Source organism: Carboxydocella sp. ULO1 (assembly GCF_002049255.1).
In the GTDB taxonomy this organism is placed as follows: Bacteria; Bacillota.
In genome coordinates this window covers 1-17,928 of the sequence record NZ_BDLQ01000015.1, presented here as the reverse complement: position 1 = coordinate 17,928, position 17,928 = coordinate 1, and the positions used below count along the sequence as shown (strand labels likewise).

The window sequence follows — 17,928 nt, the reverse complement described above, 5'->3', positions numbered from 1 at the left end:
CGCGGACCGGGTTACTTCTGTTTGCGGAAAAAGGCGGCGATGGCTTCTTTTTGTTCCTGGGTACCACAACAATATACGGATTGGGCCTGCTCGAACAGAAGGGCCGCAGCGAGACTGGCTTCCTGGGCCACCTGCACGCCCTGTTTGGCAAAGCGTAGCCCGGCCGGCGGGAAGGAAGCGATAGCTTGCGCCCAGCCCAGAGCAGCCTTTTCCAGCTCTGCTTCGGGTACCACCTTTTCCACCAAACCGATGGTTTTAGCTTCCTGGGCATCGATTTCCTCACAGGTGAGCAGCAGGCGTTTGGCCTGACCGGCCCCGACCAGTTTGGTCAGGCGACTGGTGCCCCCCAGGTCAGGGGCAAGACCAAAACGCACTTCCGGCAAGGCAAAACGGGCATTAGCGGCTGCGATCCGGAGGTCACAGGCCAGAACCAGCTCCAGGCCGGAACCAAAACAGACTCCCTGAATGGCGGCAATGACAGGAACGGTTAATTGCTGCCAGCGCTGAAAAATCTGCTGTAATCTCTGGACCTGCTGCAGCACAAAGCTGGCATCCACCTGAGCCAGCAGGCTGAGATCGATACCGGCAGAAAAATGGGGACCGGCCGCCTGCACCATTACGGCCCGCAGGTTGGGGTCCTGAGCCAGTTTCTGCTGGATTTCTTCCATTTCCTGCAGCAGATCCAGATTAATGGTATTGAGGGCAGCAGGACGATTGAGGGTAATCAGGGCCAGATTGTCCAGATACTCCAGAATTAAGGTTTTTTCGGCCATGCTCTCTACCTCCCATAACTGAATGAACGCTTATTCAATATTATAGTATTTTCTGGCATGAAAAGATAGCCCTTGACAAAAACCGTACGAAAAGTATACAATAATTGACAAAATGAGCTATTTGTCTAATGGCGATGAACGGGACAGGCCGTAGGGAGGCAGGGAACAGCGACTCCGGGAGGGTGGAAGCCGGAGCCCGGGCAGTACGGCGGATCCCCCGGGAGCTGGCGGCTGAAAGGCTTACAGGCGGAGTAGGCTGGCCCGGTGCAACCGTTACCTGCACAAGGAGTGGCCGGTTTATGCCGGCAAGTTGGGTGGTACCACGGGTATAACTCCCGTCCCATAGGGGGCGGGAGTATATTTTTTGCGGTAAACATTTTCAGTTTAGGAGGAAAGGCAATGGATTACAGCAAAACTCTCAATATGATCAAAACCGATTTTCCCATGCGGGGCAATTTGCCGCAACGGGAGCCGGAAATTCTCAGGTTCTGGGAAGAAATGGATATCTACCGGCAGGTACAACAGAAAAACCAGGGCCGGCCCAAGTTTATCCTGCATGATGGCCCGCCTTATGCCAATGGGGATATTCATCTGGGCCATACCCTGAACAAAGTATTAAAGGATATTATTGTCAAGTACAAATCCATGACCGGCTATGATGCCCCCTATGTACCGGGCTGGGATACCCATGGCCTGCCCATTGAACAGCGGGCGATCAAGGACCTGGGTCTTAACCGCAAGGCGGTAAGCCCGGTGGAATTCCGCCAGCGCTGTGCGGAATATGCCAGAAAATATGCCGGTGTACAAAAAGAACAGTTTAAACGCCTGGGGGTAAGGGGAGACTGGGAAAACCCCTATCTTACCCTGATGCCGCATTTTGAGGCCAAACAGATTGAGATTTTCGGGGAAATGGCCAAACGGGGCTATATTTACAAAGGTCTGAAGCCGGTGTACTGGTGTGCCAGCTGCGAAACCGCCCTGGCGGAAGCGGAGGTGGAATACAATGACAAGACCTCCCATTCCATTTATGTCCGCTTTCCGGTCCAGGATGGCAAAGGGAAACTGCCGCAGGAGGCAGGGGTGGTAATCTGGACCACAACCCCCTGGACCCTGCCCGCCAACCTGGCCATTTGTCTGCATCCGGATTTCGATTATGTGCTGGTGCAAACGGAAAAAGGGCAGTTGCTGGTGGCCCGGGAATTGCTAAAACAGTTCCTGGAAGCTACCGGCCTGACGGAACAGGGGATTGTGGCCCGGTTCAAAGGCCAGGAACTGGAAGGAGTAGTTTGCCGCCATCCTTTCATGGATCGGGAGAGTCCCCTCATCCTCGGTGACCATGTCACTCTGGAAGCCGGTACCGGTGCGGTCCATACTGCACCAGGCCACGGGGCGGAGGACTTTGAAGTGGGTCAGAAATATGGCTTGCCAGTTGTTAACCCGGTGGATGACAGCGGCTATTTCACCCAGGAAGCTGGACCTTTTGCCGGGCTGCATATCAATGACGGGAACCTGAAGGTAATCCAGTGGCTGGATGAACATGGCTATTTGCTGAAAAGCGGCAGGATTTCTCACCAGTACCCCCATTGCTGGCGCTGTAAAAATCCCATTGTCTTCCGGGCTACCGAGCAATGGTTTGCTTCCATCGATGGTTTTCGTCAGCAGGCCTTAAAGGCCATTGACGAGGTGCAATGGATCCCGGCCTGGGGCCGTGACCGTATCTACAACATGGTGGCAGAGCGGGGAGACTGGTGTATTTCCCGGCAACGCCTCTGGGGTGTGCCTATTCCCATTTTCTACTGTGAACAATGCGGTCAGGAAATCATCAATGACCAGACCATCAAGCATATTAAAAACCTGTTCAAAGAACATGGTTCCGACATCTGGTTTGCCCGGGAAACTGCCGAGCTGGTGCCTCCCGGTCTAACCTGCCCCAGGTGTGGCCATGACCGCTTCCGCAAGGAAACTGATATCATGGATGTCTGGTTTGACAGTGGCTCCAGCCATGCGGCGGTTTGCGATCAGCCAGAATACTGGCCGGAACTGAGCTGGCCCGCTGACCTCTATCTGGAGGGTAGTGACCAGCACCGGGGCTGGTTCAACTCCTCCCTGCTGACTGCAGTGGCCACCCGCGGGCAGGCACCTTACAGGGCAGTGCTGACCCACGGCTTCCTGGTGGATGAAAAAGGCAGAAAGATGTCCAAGTCCCTGGGTAACGGGGTTGATCCCCTGGAGGTCATCAACCAGATGGGGGCGGATATCCTGCGGCTCTGGGTGGCTTCTGCTGATTATCGTTCCGATGTAGCGGCCAGCCCCAATATTCTTAAGCAGATTGCCGAGGCTTACAAAAAGATCCGCAATACCTGTCGCTATTTACTGGGCAACCTTTATGATTTCAATCCGGCTACCGATCTGGTGGATTATGACGAGATGCCGGAGCTGGACAAATGGGCCCTCTACCGATTGCAGCGGTTAATCGAACGGGTACGGGCCGGCTATGAAAACTATGAATTCCATATTGTCTACCATGCTATTCACAACTTCTGTGCTGTGGACTTAAGTGCCATCTATTTCGATATTTCCAAGGACCGGCTGTATGTTTCCCTGCCTACATCCCGGGAACGGCGGGCGGCTCAGACGGTGATGTACTACGTCATTGATGCCCTGGTGCGCCTGCTGGCACCGGTACTGGCCTTTACCACTGAGGAAATCTGGCGCTACCTGCCGGGGGAAAGACCCCGGAGTGTTCAGCTGACCGACATGCCCGGGGTGGAGCAGCGCTACCTGGATGAGGCACTGGCAGAACGCTGGGAGAAACTGCTGGAAGTACGGGAAAAAGTAACCAAGGCCCTGGAAGTGGCCCGACAGCAGAAGGTGATCGGGCATTCTCTGGATGCCCGGGTGAAGCTGACTGCCAGTGGCGCAGAGCTGGAACTGTTACAACAATACCTGGAGCAGCTGGCCCCCATTTTCATCGTCTCCCAGGTGGAACTGGCCAGCGGTACCGGGGAACTGGAGGTAGAAGTCACTGCCGCAGCTGGAAGCAAGTGCGAAAGATGCTGGATTTATAGCACCGAAACAGGCCAGGATGCAGAACATCCAGACCTTTGTCCCCGCTGTGCCGCAGTTATAAAACAATTATAAAGAGTGGAGTTTGGGAGGTTTGTATGAGTGCGGGGAAAGGGAAAGAGCTAATCAAGATCGGCAAAAGCCCTTTGTTTAACAGTCTGGTTGATGGGATTATGATTCTCGATCCTGATGCCTGTTGTGTACAGATTAATCAAGCAGCAGCGGATATTTTTGCTGTTAATCCTGAACACTTCATCGGGCAGAATGTGGTGGAATGTCATTCACCGCTGTTACAGGCTCAGGTTTTAGAATTAATGGAGGAATTCCGTTCCGGAAATAAAGAAGCTTATGAAAAGAGGAATATCAAAGTCAATCAACGCTTGCTGGATGTTTTTATGACCCCGCTCCGGGACAGCAAAAACCGTTTCCTGGGACTAATCATGATGGTCAGGGATGTGACCAGGGAACGGGAGATGCAGGATAAACTCATCCGCCAGGAAAAACTGGCGGTTGTCGGGCAGCTGGCTGCCGGGCTGGCCCATGAAATCCGTAACCCCCTGACGACGGTGATGGGTTTCATGCAGCTGCTAAATCCGCTGCTGCCGGAAGGGAAGGCCCGGGAGTATGCAGCCCTGGTCAATGAAGAATTACGGCGCATCAAGGGTTTGGTGAGCGAAATTCTCTTGCTCACCAAACCCAGTGCCCCCAATTTTCGGGATGTGGATCTGATCAACCTGGTGCGGGAAACCCTAGCGGTAATGGTCAGTGAAGCCAACCTGAAAGGGGTTGCCTTAGAAGGGGTTACATATGGTCAGGCCTATGTGCGGGCTGACCGGGAACAAATCAAGCAGGTGCTGGTCAATTTTATCAAAAACGCGGTGGATGCCTGTGGTAGCCGTGGCAAAGTGGTAGTCGAAGTGGAGAGCCGGGAGCAGGAATGGGCTGTACTGGTGATGGATGATGGCCCGGGGTTGCCTCCTGAGGTTTTAAACAAAGTCTTTGAGCCCTTTTTTACTACCAAGGAAGAAGGAATGGGCCTGGGACTGGTGGTTTCCAAACAAATAGCTGAAACCCACGGGGGCCGGATCGAGCTGGGCAATCGGCCTACCGGGGGTGCTGTCGCAACCCTGTACTTGCCTAAACTGAGCAGAACCCATTGAGCAAAAAATGCCCAATGGGTTTTTTCGATTTTTATTGACAAAAATAATAATGTTTGTTATGCTTTAGATAAGCATAAAAACAGAGCGAAATACTCGGAATAAAGAGGAGGTAATTTGCATGCGTGTAGCCAACAATATTGCTGAATTGATCGGCCAAACCCCCCTGGTGCGGTTGAACAAACTGGTAGATGAGAATATGGCTGAGGTTTATGTAAAACTGGAGTCATTCAACCCGGGCAGCAGTGTTAAAGACCGGATTGCTCTGTCCATGATTGAAGCTGCTGAACAAGCAGGCATCCTCAAGCCTGGTGCTACCATCGTAGAGCCCACCAGTGGCAATACCGGGATTGGACTGGCCATGGTGGCAGCTTCTAGGGGTTATAAGCTGATCCTGGTGATGCCGGAAACCATGAGCATAGAGCGGCGCAATTTGTTGAAAGCCTATGGTGCCGAGCTGATTCTCACCCCTGGCAGTGAGGGAATGAAAGGAGCCGTGCGCCGGGCGGAAGAACTGCTGGCCCAGAATCCCGATTATTTCCTGCCCCAGCAATTTAAAAACCCGGCCAACCCGGAAATCCATCGCAAGACTACCGCGCTGGAAATTCTGGAGCAGACCGGCGGTCAGCTGGATGCCTTTGTCGGCGGGGTCGGCACCGGCGGTACTATAACCGGGGTTGGTGAGGTTTTGAAAGAAAAAATCCCTGGGGTCAAAATAGTAGCTGTGGAACCTGCTGCCAGCCCGGTGTTGAGTGGCGGCAATCCCGGACCTCACAAAATCCAGGGCATTGGCGCTGGATTCGTGCCTGACGTGCTGAATACAAAGATTTATGACCAGGTCATTCAGGTGACCAATGAAGATGCGATGGAAACTGCCCGTAACCTGGCCCGCAAAGAGGGGATTCTGGTAGGTATTTCCTCTGGTGCTGCCGTCTGGGCTGCCCTGAAGGTAGCGAAAGAACTGGGGGCAGGCAAAAGAGTGGTTGTGGTGGCTCCCGATACCGGTGAACGTTATCTCAGTACTGAGCTGTTCCAGTAAAATAAAAAGGGACCGGCGCTTCTGGCGCTGGTCCCTTTTTAGCGCAGACAGTTTAACTTATGAGGTAGAAGGTATTCTTTGTAGCGCAAGGGGAAATCGGTCAGCTTATCGGCTGGCACTAACTCCAGCACATAATACCAGCGCAATTCCGGGTCATTGACGGCAATGCTGCGCACATAAAACTGGTCCCCCAGTTTGGCCTGCAAGATATCTCTGGCCTGACTGCTGAAAAGGCGATAAAAACCAAAGAAGAGTCCTGGCTGGGCCTGACACTCAAGGGCCAGCGGAAATTCCACAAAGGTCACCCGGCTCAGCCAGTTTTTTCTGGTAATCAGCTGGGGACGGCCGGAGAGATAACCCAGATGAATCAGCTGCATTTCCTTGATTTCCTCTGGTTTGAGTTTATTGATATGGCGATGGATTTGCAGTTCCCGCACTACCTGAAAAAATTTTAGCCACACAGAAAATCCTCCTCACCGCTGGGTAGCTAAAATTTTCGACAGAGCAGAAGGGAATTCCTGCTACTGAAGACGGGTTTTGTGTTATAATAAAAGATAAAAAACAGCGGGAGGAAAGAGAATGCTGAAGTATTGCTTTGACCAGAACAAGATCAAATTGACTGAAGAGAAAAATCCCGGTGAAATCATTTTCCAGGTGGAAATCCTGGATGAAAACTTGCTTCCTGCCTGGCAACAGGTGGAGGCCTATTTTGAAAATGATGATGATCCCCTGGATGTCACCTTCCTGCCTTTCGCCGGCAATCGCTGGCATGCTATTATGGGCCCGGCATTAAGGGTGCGCTTTTTGCTGAAAATGTTTGAACTGCGCTTATTAACTTCCCTGGAGTGGGAAGATAAAGCTAATGTTTGTCAGACCCTTTAAGGTCCTGATAGACCTTCCAGCTATACCAGAGGGAAAAGGCTGTAGCAGCCATTAACGCGCCAAAGAAAAAACCAAAGGCAATGGCTCCTCCCCGGAAGGAACCGATCAGACCCACCAGTCCGGCCCCCATCCAGACGGGACCGCTGACGCGGTGGGTTTTTTGCCAGACTTGTTCATTTTCCAGGGTCCAGGGGGTGCGGATGCCGATAAAATAATTGGGGCGCAGTTTGCCCAGATAATTGCCGAGGAAGATAAATAACAGAGAGATCAGGGCCGGTACCGTTTTATCCACCGGGATGGCGTAACCCAGACTGTTTAATAAAGCAATGACAAAAATAACCGTTAGTAGCCCATGAATGAACAGCCTGACCATGTCCAGCACTTGTTGAAACTTCTCGATTTTGGCCTTGGGGTCCAGGGCTGGCAGGGAGACCAGCAGCAGATAGATGCCCAGGTTGAGGGCCAGCGGGAAACCGACTCCCAGAGGTTTACTCATGTAGCCATCTACTTCTCCCCGCATATTCCAGTGGGTAGGCAGGGGGTCAGGCAAACGGGGATAGAGGTAAACACTCAGGGCCAGCTGCCCCAGCAGGAGACTCCAGATGGCGATTTCAATCCATTTTCTTCTCATCTTCATGCACTCCTTTCATTTCCAGAAACCAGCTCAGGACATCTTCCAGCACTGAGGTATTGAGGGAATAGAGGATATTTTGCCCCTGGCGTTCATCCACCACCAGTCCCGCCTGTTTTAACAGGTTTAAATGGTGGGAGATGCTGGGCTTGCTGATCTGGAAGTGTTCTGCGATGGCGCCGGCGGTCAGATCACCCTGCCGCAGCAATTCCAGGATTTTGCGCCGGGTGGGATCGGAAAGGGCCTTAAATGTGAGGGATAAGGACATAGCCCCACCTCCATTTAGATATTTAGATAACTGTCTAAATATATCTTACGGGAAACCAGGCCTTCGTGTCAAGATAGTAAAGCCAGTAAACCTGCGGCCGACCGGGCCTGTTGAAAAAAATCCCCCCAGAGCTGCCGGGCCTGAGGAATGTACTGAAGGTAATTATGCAAGGTAAATTGCTGCGGGTTTAAATTGCCTGCCTCGACTTCATCCCAGCTGACCGGCCAGGAGAGGGGTGCGCCCGGCAATGGGCGCACACTGTAGACCCAGGCAGTGGATTTGCCGGTGGTATTTTGCAGGTAATCCAGATAGACTTTGCCCTGGCGCTTGCTTTTACTGAATTCGGTAGAAAGACCGGTCGGCCAGACCTGAACCAGGGTCTGGCAGAGCAGGGCCAGGGCCCGCCGCAATTGACCACTCGCTGGTCCCGGTTGAATGGGCACAAAAATGTGCAAGCCCCGGGAACCGGAAGTTTTAACAAATCCCACCAGACCCAGCTTTTCCAGCGCAGCCTTGACCAGCAGGGCAGCCTGACAGACCTGGGAAAAGGGGACTCCTGGGGCGGGATCCAGGTCAAAGAGGAGGATATCGGGCTGGTCCAGCCGGGGTACCCGGGAAGGCCAGGCATGGATCTCAATGGCACCGGTATTGATGATCCATAGCAGGTGTTCAACAGTTTTTACATAGAGATAATCGATGCCATGCCAGTGGACCCGGGGAAAATCTGGCGGAGTGTGAGGTGGAGCCTGTTTTTGATAAAAATATTCACCCTCAATGCCATCAGGGTAACGTTTCAGGACCAGGGGACGCTGGCACAGCAGGGGAAGCAGGGCAGATGCCATAGCCTGATAATAGGCCAGCAAATCTCCCTTGGTAATACCTTCCGGCCAAAAGGGTTTATCCAGATTAGTAAGCTGGAGGTTCATTTTTTCTCCTCCTGTTTTCTAATTCCCAGCAAACGGGGATGGCGCAGCTGGTTTTCTGCCGTTAACTCCAAATAGGCGACTTCAGCAATTAACAGGGGCTGTACCCAGAAAATATTGCCTTCCTGCTCCAGGGTTAGCGCTCTTAGCAGCTGTACCAGCGCCTGATAACGGGGAGCGGGTAGGGAGCAATTAACTTTACCCCTGACTTTTTTCTCTCCTGCCGGGCTGATTTCTCCTACCAGCAGAGAGCTGACCGGACGGTTTTCCCGGGTAAAACCGAGGATCGAGAGTTCAAGCCGCTGTTCCCGCTTGATTTTGAGCCAGTGCTGACTGCGTTTTCCCGGCAGGTAGGGACTTTCAGGGTCTTTTGCCATCATTCCTTCCAGTTCCAGCTCCTTTACTTTTTGCCACAGCAGGCGGGCCTGTTCTCCTTGATACCACTGCACCGGTCCAGCCAGAGGGTGATGAGGGAAAGAACGGGCCAGTTTTTCCTTGCGCTCCCGCAGGGGAAGATGCAGCAACGGCTCCCCCAGGTGCAGGCAATCAAATACCCAGTAGTACCAGGGCAGGGTTTGTTTTCCCTGCATTTGCTTTAAGATGGCGGAAAAGGAGAGACGGCCCTGCTGGTCAAAGGCTACCAGTTCACCATCTAAAACCACTGGCAGAAAGGAAAAAGCTGAACGCAGGTCTTCCAGGGCCGGGAAAGCGTGGTTGAGCAACTGGCCACGGCGGCTTAAAAGTCGCCAGCCTCCTTCTTCCAGATAGAGCAGGGCCCGGATGCCATCCCATTTGACTTCATAATACCAGTTTGTCGGCCATTCTTCCCGCCAGAGGGTTCCCAGCATGGGCGGGTAAAAGAGGGGCATCAGCCTTCACCCCCGGCTGCTTTGGCCTGGGGTTTGGTCAGTTCCAGACTGGCTTTTAAGGCCTCCAGCAAATCTACTACTTTTGCCGGCTGAGCAGCCGGGACAGCGACTACGTCCTGGCCGGCGATTTTGGCTGCGATTGCCTGGCGCAGAGCTTCCCGGTAGCGGTCGGTGTATTTTTCCGGGTCAAAGGGGGCGGCCAGGTTATTGATCAGGGTAACCGCCATTTCCAGTTCTTTTTCCTGCAACTGGGCCTGAAATTCCAGTTCCGGTATATAGCGGGGAGAGCGAATTTCATCGGGATAGAACATGGTTTCCAGCACCAGACATTCCTGATGACAGCGCACTGCTGCCAGGGCCTCCTTGCTGCGGATGGTGACTTTGGCGATGGCGATTTTGCCGGTCTTTTCCATGGCTGCTTTCAGCAGGGCATAGGGCTTTTGCCCTCCTTCGGCGGGAGCCAGATAATAGGTCTTGTCATAGTAAATAGGATCAATCTGGCTGAGCTCAACGAAATCCAGGATTTCAATGGCTCTGGCCGTTGGGGCCGGTATATTTTCTAGATCCTCTTCTGAGATGATGACATACTGGCCTTTATTGTACTCGTAACCGCGCACTATTTCCTCTGCCTCCACTTCCCGTTGACAGGTGGGGCAATATTTCCGGTACTGTACCGGTGTATGACAGGGTTGATGCAGATAATTGAAGCGGATATCCTTTTTTTCGGTGGCTACATACATTTTGACCGGGATATTAACCAGGCCGAAGCTGACGGCTCCTTTCCATAAACTGCGCATAAGCGACCCTCCTCAGAAGCTATTTTGTAAAGAGATGGCTGATTTTATTAAAGGATAATAATAATTATTATTGACAAACAGAAATTTACATGGTATATTGTTAACAGTAGCAAGGCAAAACTAATACTGAAATCGATGAGGAGGTATAAATTATGAGTCAACACGTAAATGTTATTCAAAATCCCGCTTTTAAAGCAGAAGCTATGAATAAAATCGCCAACTTCAGCGGCGGCATGCTGGGGGTTGACACTTACTACTTCAAACCCGGCCAGGTGCTGGATTACCATCGCCATCCGGAAGGCGACCAGGTTTTCTTTGTCTTCCAGGGCGAAGGGGAGTTTTATCTGGATAATGGCAATGGGGAAGAGAAAATCGCTGTTGCTGCTGGTTCCATTATCTATGTACCGGCAGGTACCTGGCATAAACTGGTCAATAGCGGCAATAGTGACATGATCGCTTCCCAGGCTACCAAAGCCGGAGCTGGTATGGAATTGCGCAAATAAAGAACTGGATTGAGCGGGCCGCATGGCCCGTTTTCCTTTTACTTGACCTGATAGCGAAGGGGCAGTAAAATAGGCGGTGAGGTGATAGGCATGCGGATAGGAGTGATTTCTGATACTCATGGCAATTCTCAGGTCTGGCAACAGGCCTGGCAGCAGGTACTGGCCGATTGTGATTTGATTTTGCATGCCGGGGATATCCTGGCTCCTGGCCCCCGTAACCCGATTACAGCCGGATACAATCCGCCGGCGCTGGCGGAGGCCCTTAACAGCTTAACCCGACCCTGGCTGGCAGTGCGGGGCAATTGTGATGCCGAAGTGGATGAAATGATGCTGGCTCGCCAGCTCCCTCCTTTGACCCAGGTACATACTTCCTTTGGTTTACTGGTTATAACCCATGGGCATCAATATGATGGCCCCGCTGGTCTGATTAAGCTGGCTAAACAGCAGAAAGCCCGGGTGGTGATCAGCGGCCATACCCATGTGCCTGTACTGCTGGAACAGGAAGGGACCTTTTTGTTAAATCCGGGCAGTCCTACTTTGCCTAAAGAGGATTGGCCTCCGACCCTGGCGGTAGTGACTGAACGGGGCATTCAGCTGCTTAATCTTCAGAATGGTGCAGTGATAAAGGAAATTAACTGGTAGAAAGGCGGAAAAAAGATGCAAAATGAGTTGATCCGGGGGATAGCTGCCGGGGGGCAAATCCGGGCCCTGGCCCTGACGGCAACCCGGGCTGTGGAAGAAGCACGACAAAGGCATGATACCTGGCCTACTGCTACTGCGGCTCTGGGCCGCTGTCTGATGGCAGTGGCGCTCTTGGGAGCGACTTTGAAAAATGAGGAAACCGTCACCTTGCGTATTTTTGGTGATGGCCCCATTGGTGGGATTATTACTCAGGCAGATGCTGAAGGCAATTTGCGGGGCTATGTCCAGGAGCCTCATGTGGATTTACCGCCCAAAGGTCCCGGAAAACTGGATGTAGGCCGGGCGGTGGGACAGGGCCAGCTCTACATTACCCGTGACCTGGGCCTGAAAGAGCCCTATACCGGGACTTCCCCTCTGGTATCAGGGGAGATTGCCGAGGATCTGACCCATTATTTTGCCAAATCGGAACAGATCCCCTCTGTCGTGGCGCTGGGGGTACTGGTGGCTCCAGAGGGCCATGTGCAGGCTGCTGGTGGTTTTCTCCTGCAGCTGATGCCTGGTGCGACCGAGGAGGTTATCAACGCTCTGGAGGCCAATTTGGCCCAGCTCCCACCGGTTTCCTCCCAGGTAGCCGAAGGAGCAAGGGCGGAGGACTTGTTGCAACAGGCTTTACAGGGCTTTGATTTTCAGATCCTGGAACGCAAGGAAGTGCGCTTTGCCTGCCGCTGTTCCAGAGAAAGAATGAGTGGCATTTTGCTTGCGCTGGGCTGGAAAGAGCTAGCAGAAATGGCTGCCGAGGGTGGGGCAGAATTGCGCTGCCATTTTTGCAATGAAAAGTATCATTTCAGCAAGGCAGAGCTGGAGCAGCTGATGTTTGAATTGAATAAAAGGGAGGAAAAATAAAAAAACCAGCGCTATCGCTGGTTTTTTTGCTAAATTAGATGGCCCGCTGGACCTTGCCGGAACGCAGGCACCGGGTGCAAACCATGATCCGCCTGGGAGTGCCATTGACCAGAGCTTTTACCCGCTGCAGGTTGGGAGACCAGGTCCGCTTGGTCCGGATGTGAGAGTGGCTGAGCTGGATGCCTACCACTTGACCTTTACCGCAAACTGCACACTTTGCCATTTTACAACCCACCTCCTTTACAGCCAACCGCTCGCAAAAATCACTTCTATATTCTAACAGAAACATTCTTAGTTGGCAAGCAGGAAAATGTGCAAGCTGCGTTGAATATATAATTTTAAGGGGGGATGTCCCGTGATTACCAGAGATATGTCCATTTTTGAGACGATAGCCCGCTATCCGCAAACCAGAGAGATTTTTAAAAAGTATGGAATGCACTGTCTTGAATGTATGGGTGCTACTGCAGAATCCATTGCGGCCGGGGCGAAGATGCATGGTGTTGATTTAGAAAAACTGCTGGCTGAACTGAACCAGATTGTTAGCAGTAATTAAGCAGCAGGTGACCCGCATGCAGGTGGGCCCTTTTTTTGTGATTAATTAGCGGTTATAATATTAAAAGATGTGCTGGAGGAGGTTTTTATATGCTGGGAAAAATTCAGATCAGTGAAGATGTGATTGCTGTTATAGCTGGCAATGCAGCCATGGAATGTTATGGACTGGTTGGGATGGCTTCTCGCAAGATAACTGACGGCCTGGCCGAACTTTTTCGCGGCGACCAGGCTCACAAGGGCGTGTATGTCACCCGCACTGATGAACAGGAAGTATCCATTGACCTCTACATTATCGTCCAGTATGGGGTAAAGATTTCCGAGGTTGCCCATAATATTCAGGAAAGGGTCAAGTATCTGGTGGAAAACACCACCGGGCTGCGGGTAGCCCAGGTAAATGTTACAGTCCAGGGAGTACGTTTGCAGGAAAGTTAATTTAGAGCAGGAGGAACAGGTGTGTCTAGGACTATCGATGGCAGTCAGCTGAGAAAGGCTTTTGTAACCGCAGGTGAAGTATTACAGGCTCAGCGGGAGCAAGTGGATGCATTAAATGTTTTTCCCGTTCCTGATGGTGATACCGGAACCAATATGGCTCTGACCTGGCAGGGAGCGGTAGCGGAACTGGCCCGGGTTCGGGAGGATACCATTCCCGCCGTGGCCCAGGCTATGGCCCGGGGCTCTTTGATGGGAGCCCGCGGCAACTCGGGCGTGATCCTCTCCCAGATTTTGCGGGGATTTGCCTTGAAGCTGAACCAGGTACAGGAAATGGGACCGAAAGAGGTGGCTGCTGCTTTCCGCGGCGCTGCCGATACGGCTTACAAAGGGGTACTAAAGCCGGTTGAAGGCACGATACTGACTGTGATTCGCGAAGCGGCTCAGGGGGCGGAAAAGGCTGTCCGCAAGGCTAGCTCCGCTATTGAAGTATGGCAAGCAGCAGTGGTAGCTGCTGAAGAAGGATTACAGCGGACACCGGAATTGCTGCCCATTTTGCGGCAGGTAGGGGTAGTGGATGCCGGTGGCCAGGGGCTGGTTATCCTTTTGCGGGCCATGCTGGCATCCTTCCAGGACCAGGATGTACAATGGGTACTGACCAAACCGGCGCAAGCCCAGGCCACTCCTCAAATGGTGGAAGTAGTAGATGAGTTACCAGCTGACCTGGGGGATATCAAATACCACTATTGTACGGAATTTATTCTGAAAGGCCAGGATTTGCCTCTGGCCCTGTTACGGGGGAAACTGGACCCCCTGGGAGATTCCCTGCTGGTGGTGGGCGAGGCTGATCTAGCCAAAATCCATGTCCACACCAACCATCCTGGTCAGGCCCTGGAAATTGCGGTACAATACGGCAGCTTACATAATATTAAAATCTCCAACATGTTAGACCAGTATCTGGAGAAGCAACAGCAGGAAGCCAGCAAGCCAGCTGCCGCTCCTGTTAAAGAAGAAAAGGAGCTGGGACTGGTGGCCGTGGCAACGGGAGCCGGCTTAACCCGGGTTTTCACCAGCCTGGGGGTTGACCAGGTGGTGGCCGGCGGACAGACTAATAATCCCAGTACCGCAGATCTGCTGGCTGCAGTAGAAGCGGTTCCGGCCCGCACTGTCCTGATCCTGCCCAATAACGGGAATGTGATCATGGCGGCTGAACAGGTAGGGCAGCTGACCAGCAAGCAGGTAGTAGTTATCCCCAGCCGTACTATTCCGCAGGGGCTGGCAGCTTTAATGCAGTTTGATCCGGGTGCAGACCTGGCGGCCAATGTGGAGGCAATGACGGCAGCCCTGGGTCAGGTGGTTTCCGGGGAAATTACCTATGCCGTCCGGGATAGTCAGATCGATGGTCTGGCCATCAAGGCCGGCGACATACTGGGGTTAATTGATGACAAAGTACAGGTGGTGGGCAAGACCCGGGAAGAAGTGTTTTTGAACATGCTGGCCCACATAGTAACGGAAGATCATTCTTTATTGACCATTTTTGCCGGGGAAGGGGTTGGGCCTGAGGAACAGCAAGAAATGCTGACCCGCCTGCAGGCGGCCTATCCGCAGCTGGAAATTGAGCTGCACCAGGGAGACCAACCCGTTTATGCTTATGTGTTTGGGGTGGAATAGATGGGAAAAGTCAGGATTGTGACTGATAGCACTGCCGATATTCCGGCCGAGGTGGTGCAGGAATATGGCATCAAGATAGTGCCTTTAAAAGTTTTTCTGGATGGGGAAACCTATCTGGATGGCGTAACCCTGAATTCCAAAGAGTTTTATCAGCGTTTGCCCCATTTGCAAAACCTGCCTACCACTTCCCAGCCTTCACCACTGGAGTTTGCTGAAGTATACAGGGAACTGGCGGCTGAGGGCACCCAGGTCATTTCCATCCATCTCAGCCAGAAGACCAGCGGCACGGTGCAAAGTGCCCGCCTGGGAGCGGAAATGACGGAAGGGGCAGATATTACGGTAATCGATTCGGAAAGCCTCAGCATTGGCCTTGGCATCATAGTGGTTGAGGCGGCCCGGGCAGCCCGGGAAGGGCGCAGTAAAGAGGAAATTATCGCCCTGGTGGAGAAGCTGAAACAGGAAAGCCGTCTTTATTTTGTACTCAATACCCTGGATTATATCTTCAAGGGCGGGCGCATTGGCAAGGCCGAGGCCTTTGTCGGCAGCCTGCTCAATATCAAGCCCATCCTTACCATGCAGGATGGAGTGGTTACCCCCATTGACAAAGTACGGGGCTGGAATAAGGCCATTGACCGGATTGTAGAACTGGTCCGGGAGCGTCTGCAGGGACGGCCTATGCGCTGTGCCCTCCTCCATGCCAATGATTTTGAAAGTGTGATGAAACTGCATCAGCGCATTGTCCAGGAATTTCAGTGTTTTGATGTGATTATGATCAATGAGGTCGGAACAGTTATCGGCACCTATGCCGGTCCAGGCGCAGTGGGCATCGCCTTTTTCCCGGTGGAGGAGTCGGTTTGAGGTGAAAGGCAATGGACAGCAAAACCCTCTTGTTAAAAGCCATCCAGGCGGAAAAACGCCTGGGTTGCAATAATGGGGCTGTGTTTGGCGGCTTTGACCGTTTTGTCATACAGCAGCTGGAAAAACTGGCGGGTAAGCCGGGTGGTGGAGGCAGGGCAGAAACTGCCGACTTCATCCGGCTTTTTGCCGATTATGGCCAGGTGAGTCGCAGCAAGCGGGAGGAGAAGCTGGAAAAGCTCTGGCACTGGCTGGTCAATTTGCCGGTAAGCAGGCCGGCGCCCCGGAGGGCCCAGTCCCAACCCCAGCTGGAAACACAGCTGGAGGCGAAGGAAAAGACAGAAGCACCACCGGCCCGCACTGCCGAAAAAAGCCAGGGCCTGCCGGCCCAGTTGCAATATGTGAAAAATATCGGCCCTAAGAGAGCTACTGCCTTGCAGGCCATGGGTATCAATACCCTGCGGGATCTGCTCTTTCACCTGCCCCGGGATTACCAGGACCGCAGTCAGTTCAAACACCCCTCCCAGCTGGTACACGGGGAAAAGGAAACGGTGCTGGGGACGGTGGTCAATGTCCAGGAGCTGCGTCCGCGCCGGGGGCTGGTGATCTTAAAAGCTCTGCTCAGGGTGGAAGAGAGCCAGGTCTATGCTGTCTGGTTCAATCAGCGTTATCTGAAAGAACAGCTGAAGGCGGGCACAGAACTGGTGGTGGCGGGCAAAACCGATCGGGCCTATGGCATTCCCCAGATCAATGTGGAGGAATTCGAGATTGTGGACCGCCAGGACTTGATTCACACCGGCCGGATTGTGCCGGTCTATCCTGGCAGTGGCCAGCTCAATTCCCGCTTTTTCCGCACCGTAATTTACCGCTTGCTGGACCAGGTGGATGAGATCGCCCCCGAATTTTTGCCAGGGCAGTACTGTCAGCAACATAGCCTCCTGCCCCGGCCCCAGGCTTTACAGGAAATCCATTTTCCCCAGTCCTGGACCAGCAGGGAGCTGGCCCGGCGGCGTCTGGCTTTTGATGAGCTTTTTCTCCTGCAGCTGGCTCTGGCTCTGTTGAAAGGCACGGAAAAAACCGCTCCCAAAGGTATAGCTCATAGTCCGGTACCCTTGCCGCTGGAAATTGAATTTCGCCAGCGCCTGCCCTTTCAGTTAACCAGAGCCCAGGAAAGGGTACTGGGGGAAATCTACCGGGATATGGCCGCACCCCGGCCCATGACCCGGCTGGTGCAGGGGGATGTGGGCTCCGGGAAAACCATCGTGGCTGCCCTGGCCCTGTTGAAAACAGTGGCCTCTGGCTATCAGGGGGCATTGATGGCTCCCACCGAGATTCTGGCCGAACAGCACTACTGGAATTTGCAGGAGCTGTTCCGACCCCTGGGCTTGCCGGTTGGCCTTTTGACCAGCAGCAAAAGCAAAAAGGAACGGCGGCAACTGCTGGCTGACCTGGCTTCCGGCCATCTGGCCATTGTCATCGGCACCCATGCCCTGTTACAGGAGGATGTGGTTTTTGCCCGCCTGGGCCTGGCGGTAGTGGATGAACAGCACCGCTTCGGAGTGCGTCAGCGAGCCCTCTTGCGGGAAAAAGGCAACCATCCTGACTTGCTGGTGATGACAGCCACCCCCATTCCCCGCACCCTGGCCCTGACTCTGTACGGGGACCTGGATGTCTCCGTCATCGATGAACTGCCGCCGGGGCGCAAGCCGGTGAAAACCCACTGGCTCAATCGCAGCCGGCTGGACAAGCTTTATGCTTTTATCCGGGAACAGTTAGAGCAAGGGCGCCAGGCCTATGTAGTCTGTCCGCTGGTAGAGGAATCGGAAAAAATGGATCTGGAGGCGGCTACCAAACTGGCCCAGGAGTGGCAGGAACAGATTTTTCCCCAGTTCCGGGTCGGGCTGCTGCATGGCCGCATGAAACAGGAGGAAAAGGAAGGGGTAATGGAGGAATTCCGCCAGAACCGCC

At 53.3% G+C, this 17,928-nt stretch carries 21 protein-coding genes; 13 read left to right on the top strand and 8 right to left on the bottom strand.

Annotated features, from left to right (window positions below; all coding sequences use genetic code 11):
* Positions 1 to 11: 11 nt before the first annotated feature.
* Complete coding sequence (locus tag ULO1_RS03540) at positions 12 to 773, bottom strand: enoyl-CoA hydratase/isomerase family protein (protein ID WP_079906513.1); 762 nt, start codon at positions 771 to 773, stop codon at positions 12 to 14.
* A gap of 182 nt (positions 774 to 955) precedes the next feature.
* Here ULO1_RS03540 and ULO1_RS14670 point away from each other — a divergent pair, with 182 nt between their 5' ends.
* From ULO1_RS14670 to cysK, 4 genes are all read left to right on the top strand, one after another.
* Positions 956 to 1,105 carry a hypothetical protein gene (locus tag ULO1_RS14670; RefSeq protein WP_159071904.1) on the top strand — a complete coding sequence of 50 codons (150 nt, stop codon included), beginning with the start codon at positions 956 to 958 and terminating at the stop codon, positions 1,103 to 1,105.
* 67 nt (positions 1,106 to 1,172) lie between these two features.
* Positions 1,173 to 3,914, top strand: a complete 2,742-nt coding sequence (gene ileS / locus ULO1_RS03535; protein WP_079932996.1) for an isoleucine--tRNA ligase — start codon at positions 1,173 to 1,175, stop codon at positions 3,912 to 3,914.
* 23 nt (positions 3,915 to 3,937) lie between these two features.
* Positions 3,938 to 4,999 (top strand): nitrogen regulation protein NR(II), encoded by a 1,062-nt coding sequence (locus ULO1_RS03530; RefSeq protein WP_079932995.1) that lies wholly within the window; start codon positions 3,938 to 3,940, stop codon positions 4,997 to 4,999.
* Positions 5,000 to 5,117: 118 nt separating this feature from the next.
* Entirely contained in the window at positions 5,118 to 6,035 is a 918-nt protein-coding gene (gene cysK / locus ULO1_RS03525; protein WP_078664964.1) for a cysteine synthase A, read from the top strand.
* A 38-nt stretch (positions 6,036 to 6,073) separates the two neighbouring features.
* On the opposite strand, the gene ULO1_RS03520 is transcribed toward cysK, so the two are convergent.
* Positions 6,074 to 6,496, bottom strand: a complete 423-nt coding sequence (locus ULO1_RS03520) for a hypothetical protein (RefSeq protein WP_079906510.1) — start codon at positions 6,494 to 6,496, stop codon at positions 6,074 to 6,076.
* A 118-nt stretch (positions 6,497 to 6,614) separates the two neighbouring features.
* Between ULO1_RS03520 and ULO1_RS03515 the strand changes: the two genes are divergently transcribed.
* Complete coding sequence (locus ULO1_RS03515) at positions 6,615 to 6,917, top strand: hypothetical protein (protein ID WP_078664962.1); 303 nt, start codon at positions 6,615 to 6,617, stop codon at positions 6,915 to 6,917.
* On the opposite strand, the gene ULO1_RS03510 is transcribed toward ULO1_RS03515, so the two are convergent.
* The 5 genes from ULO1_RS03510 to ULO1_RS03490 all read right to left on the bottom strand — a co-directional run bounded on the left by ULO1_RS03510 (position 6,895) and on the right by ULO1_RS03490 (position 10,405).
* Complete coding sequence (locus ULO1_RS03510; RefSeq protein WP_159071903.1) at positions 6,895 to 7,548, bottom strand: SdpI family protein; 654 nt, start codon at positions 7,546 to 7,548, stop codon at positions 6,895 to 6,897. The two genes, ULO1_RS03515 and ULO1_RS03510, sit on opposite strands and share 23 nt — an antisense overlap.
* Complete coding sequence (locus ULO1_RS03505; RefSeq protein WP_078664960.1) at positions 7,529 to 7,816, bottom strand: autorepressor SdpR family transcription factor; 288 nt, start codon at positions 7,814 to 7,816, stop codon at positions 7,529 to 7,531. The genes ULO1_RS03510 and ULO1_RS03505 overlap by 20 nt, the downstream gene beginning before the upstream one ends.
* A gap of 68 nt (positions 7,817 to 7,884) precedes the next feature.
* On the bottom strand, positions 7,885 to 8,742 hold the full coding sequence (ligD, locus tag ULO1_RS03500; RefSeq protein WP_079932994.1) for a non-homologous end-joining DNA ligase: 858 nt from the start codon (positions 8,740 to 8,742) through the stop codon (positions 7,885 to 7,887).
* A complete protein-coding gene (locus ULO1_RS03495) occupies positions 8,739 to 9,608 on the bottom strand; it encodes a hypothetical protein (protein ID WP_079932993.1) in 870 nt (289 codons plus the stop codon). Before ULO1_RS03495 ends, ligD begins: the two co-directional genes overlap by 4 nt.
* The gene (locus ULO1_RS03490) at positions 9,608 to 10,405 is read right to left on the bottom strand and encodes a Ku protein (protein ID WP_078664957.1); all 798 of its coding nucleotides are present in this window, start codon (positions 10,403 to 10,405) and stop codon (positions 9,608 to 9,610) included. Before ULO1_RS03490 ends, ULO1_RS03495 begins: the two co-directional genes overlap by 1 nt.
* A 152-nt stretch (positions 10,406 to 10,557) precedes the next feature.
* Between ULO1_RS03490 and ULO1_RS03485 the strand changes: the two genes are divergently transcribed.
* From ULO1_RS03485 to hslO, 3 genes are all read left to right on the top strand, one after another.
* Entirely contained in the window at positions 10,558 to 10,908 is a 351-nt protein-coding gene (locus ULO1_RS03485; RefSeq protein ID WP_078664956.1) for a cupin domain-containing protein, read from the top strand.
* Positions 10,909 to 10,998: 90 nt separating this feature from the next.
* Positions 10,999 to 11,550, top strand: a complete 552-nt coding sequence (gene yfcE / locus ULO1_RS03480; RefSeq protein ID WP_079932992.1) for a phosphodiesterase — start codon at positions 10,999 to 11,001, stop codon at positions 11,548 to 11,550.
* A 15-nt stretch (positions 11,551 to 11,565) separates the two neighbouring features.
* On the top strand, positions 11,566 to 12,453 hold the full coding sequence (gene hslO, locus ULO1_RS03475; RefSeq protein WP_079906506.1) for an Hsp33 family molecular chaperone HslO: 888 nt from the start codon (positions 11,566 to 11,568) through the stop codon (positions 12,451 to 12,453).
* A 34-nt stretch (positions 12,454 to 12,487) separates the two neighbouring features.
* On the opposite strand, the gene rpmB is transcribed toward hslO, so the two are convergent.
* Positions 12,488 to 12,676, bottom strand: coding sequence for a 50S ribosomal protein L28 (gene rpmB / locus ULO1_RS03470; RefSeq protein WP_078664953.1), 189 nt, complete (start codon positions 12,674 to 12,676; stop codon positions 12,488 to 12,490).
* Positions 12,677 to 12,808: 132 nt separating this feature from the next.
* On the opposite strand from rpmB, the gene ULO1_RS03465 reads away from it, so the two are divergent.
* From ULO1_RS03465 to recG, 5 genes are all read left to right on the top strand, one after another.
* Positions 12,809 to 13,006, top strand: coding sequence for a DUF1858 domain-containing protein (locus ULO1_RS03465; RefSeq protein WP_107753612.1), 198 nt, complete (start codon positions 12,809 to 12,811; stop codon positions 13,004 to 13,006).
* An 89-nt stretch (positions 13,007 to 13,095) separates the two neighbouring features.
* Positions 13,096 to 13,437 (top strand): Asp23/Gls24 family envelope stress response protein, encoded by a 342-nt coding sequence (locus tag ULO1_RS03460; RefSeq protein WP_078664952.1) that lies wholly within the window; start codon positions 13,096 to 13,098, stop codon positions 13,435 to 13,437.
* A 21-nt stretch (positions 13,438 to 13,458) separates the two neighbouring features.
* On the top strand, positions 13,459 to 15,105 hold the full coding sequence (locus ULO1_RS03455) for a DAK2 domain-containing protein (RefSeq protein WP_078664951.1): 1,647 nt from the start codon (positions 13,459 to 13,461) through the stop codon (positions 15,103 to 15,105).
* Positions 15,106 to 15,963: a DegV family protein gene (locus ULO1_RS03450; protein ID WP_079906504.1), complete on the top strand. Its 858-nt coding sequence runs from the start codon at positions 15,106 to 15,108 to the stop codon at positions 15,961 to 15,963.
* 11 nt (positions 15,964 to 15,974) lie between these two features.
* Positions 15,975 to 17,928: ATP-dependent DNA helicase RecG (recG, locus tag ULO1_RS03445; RefSeq protein WP_079932991.1), on the top strand; the 1,954-nt coding region annotated here is incomplete at its 3' end.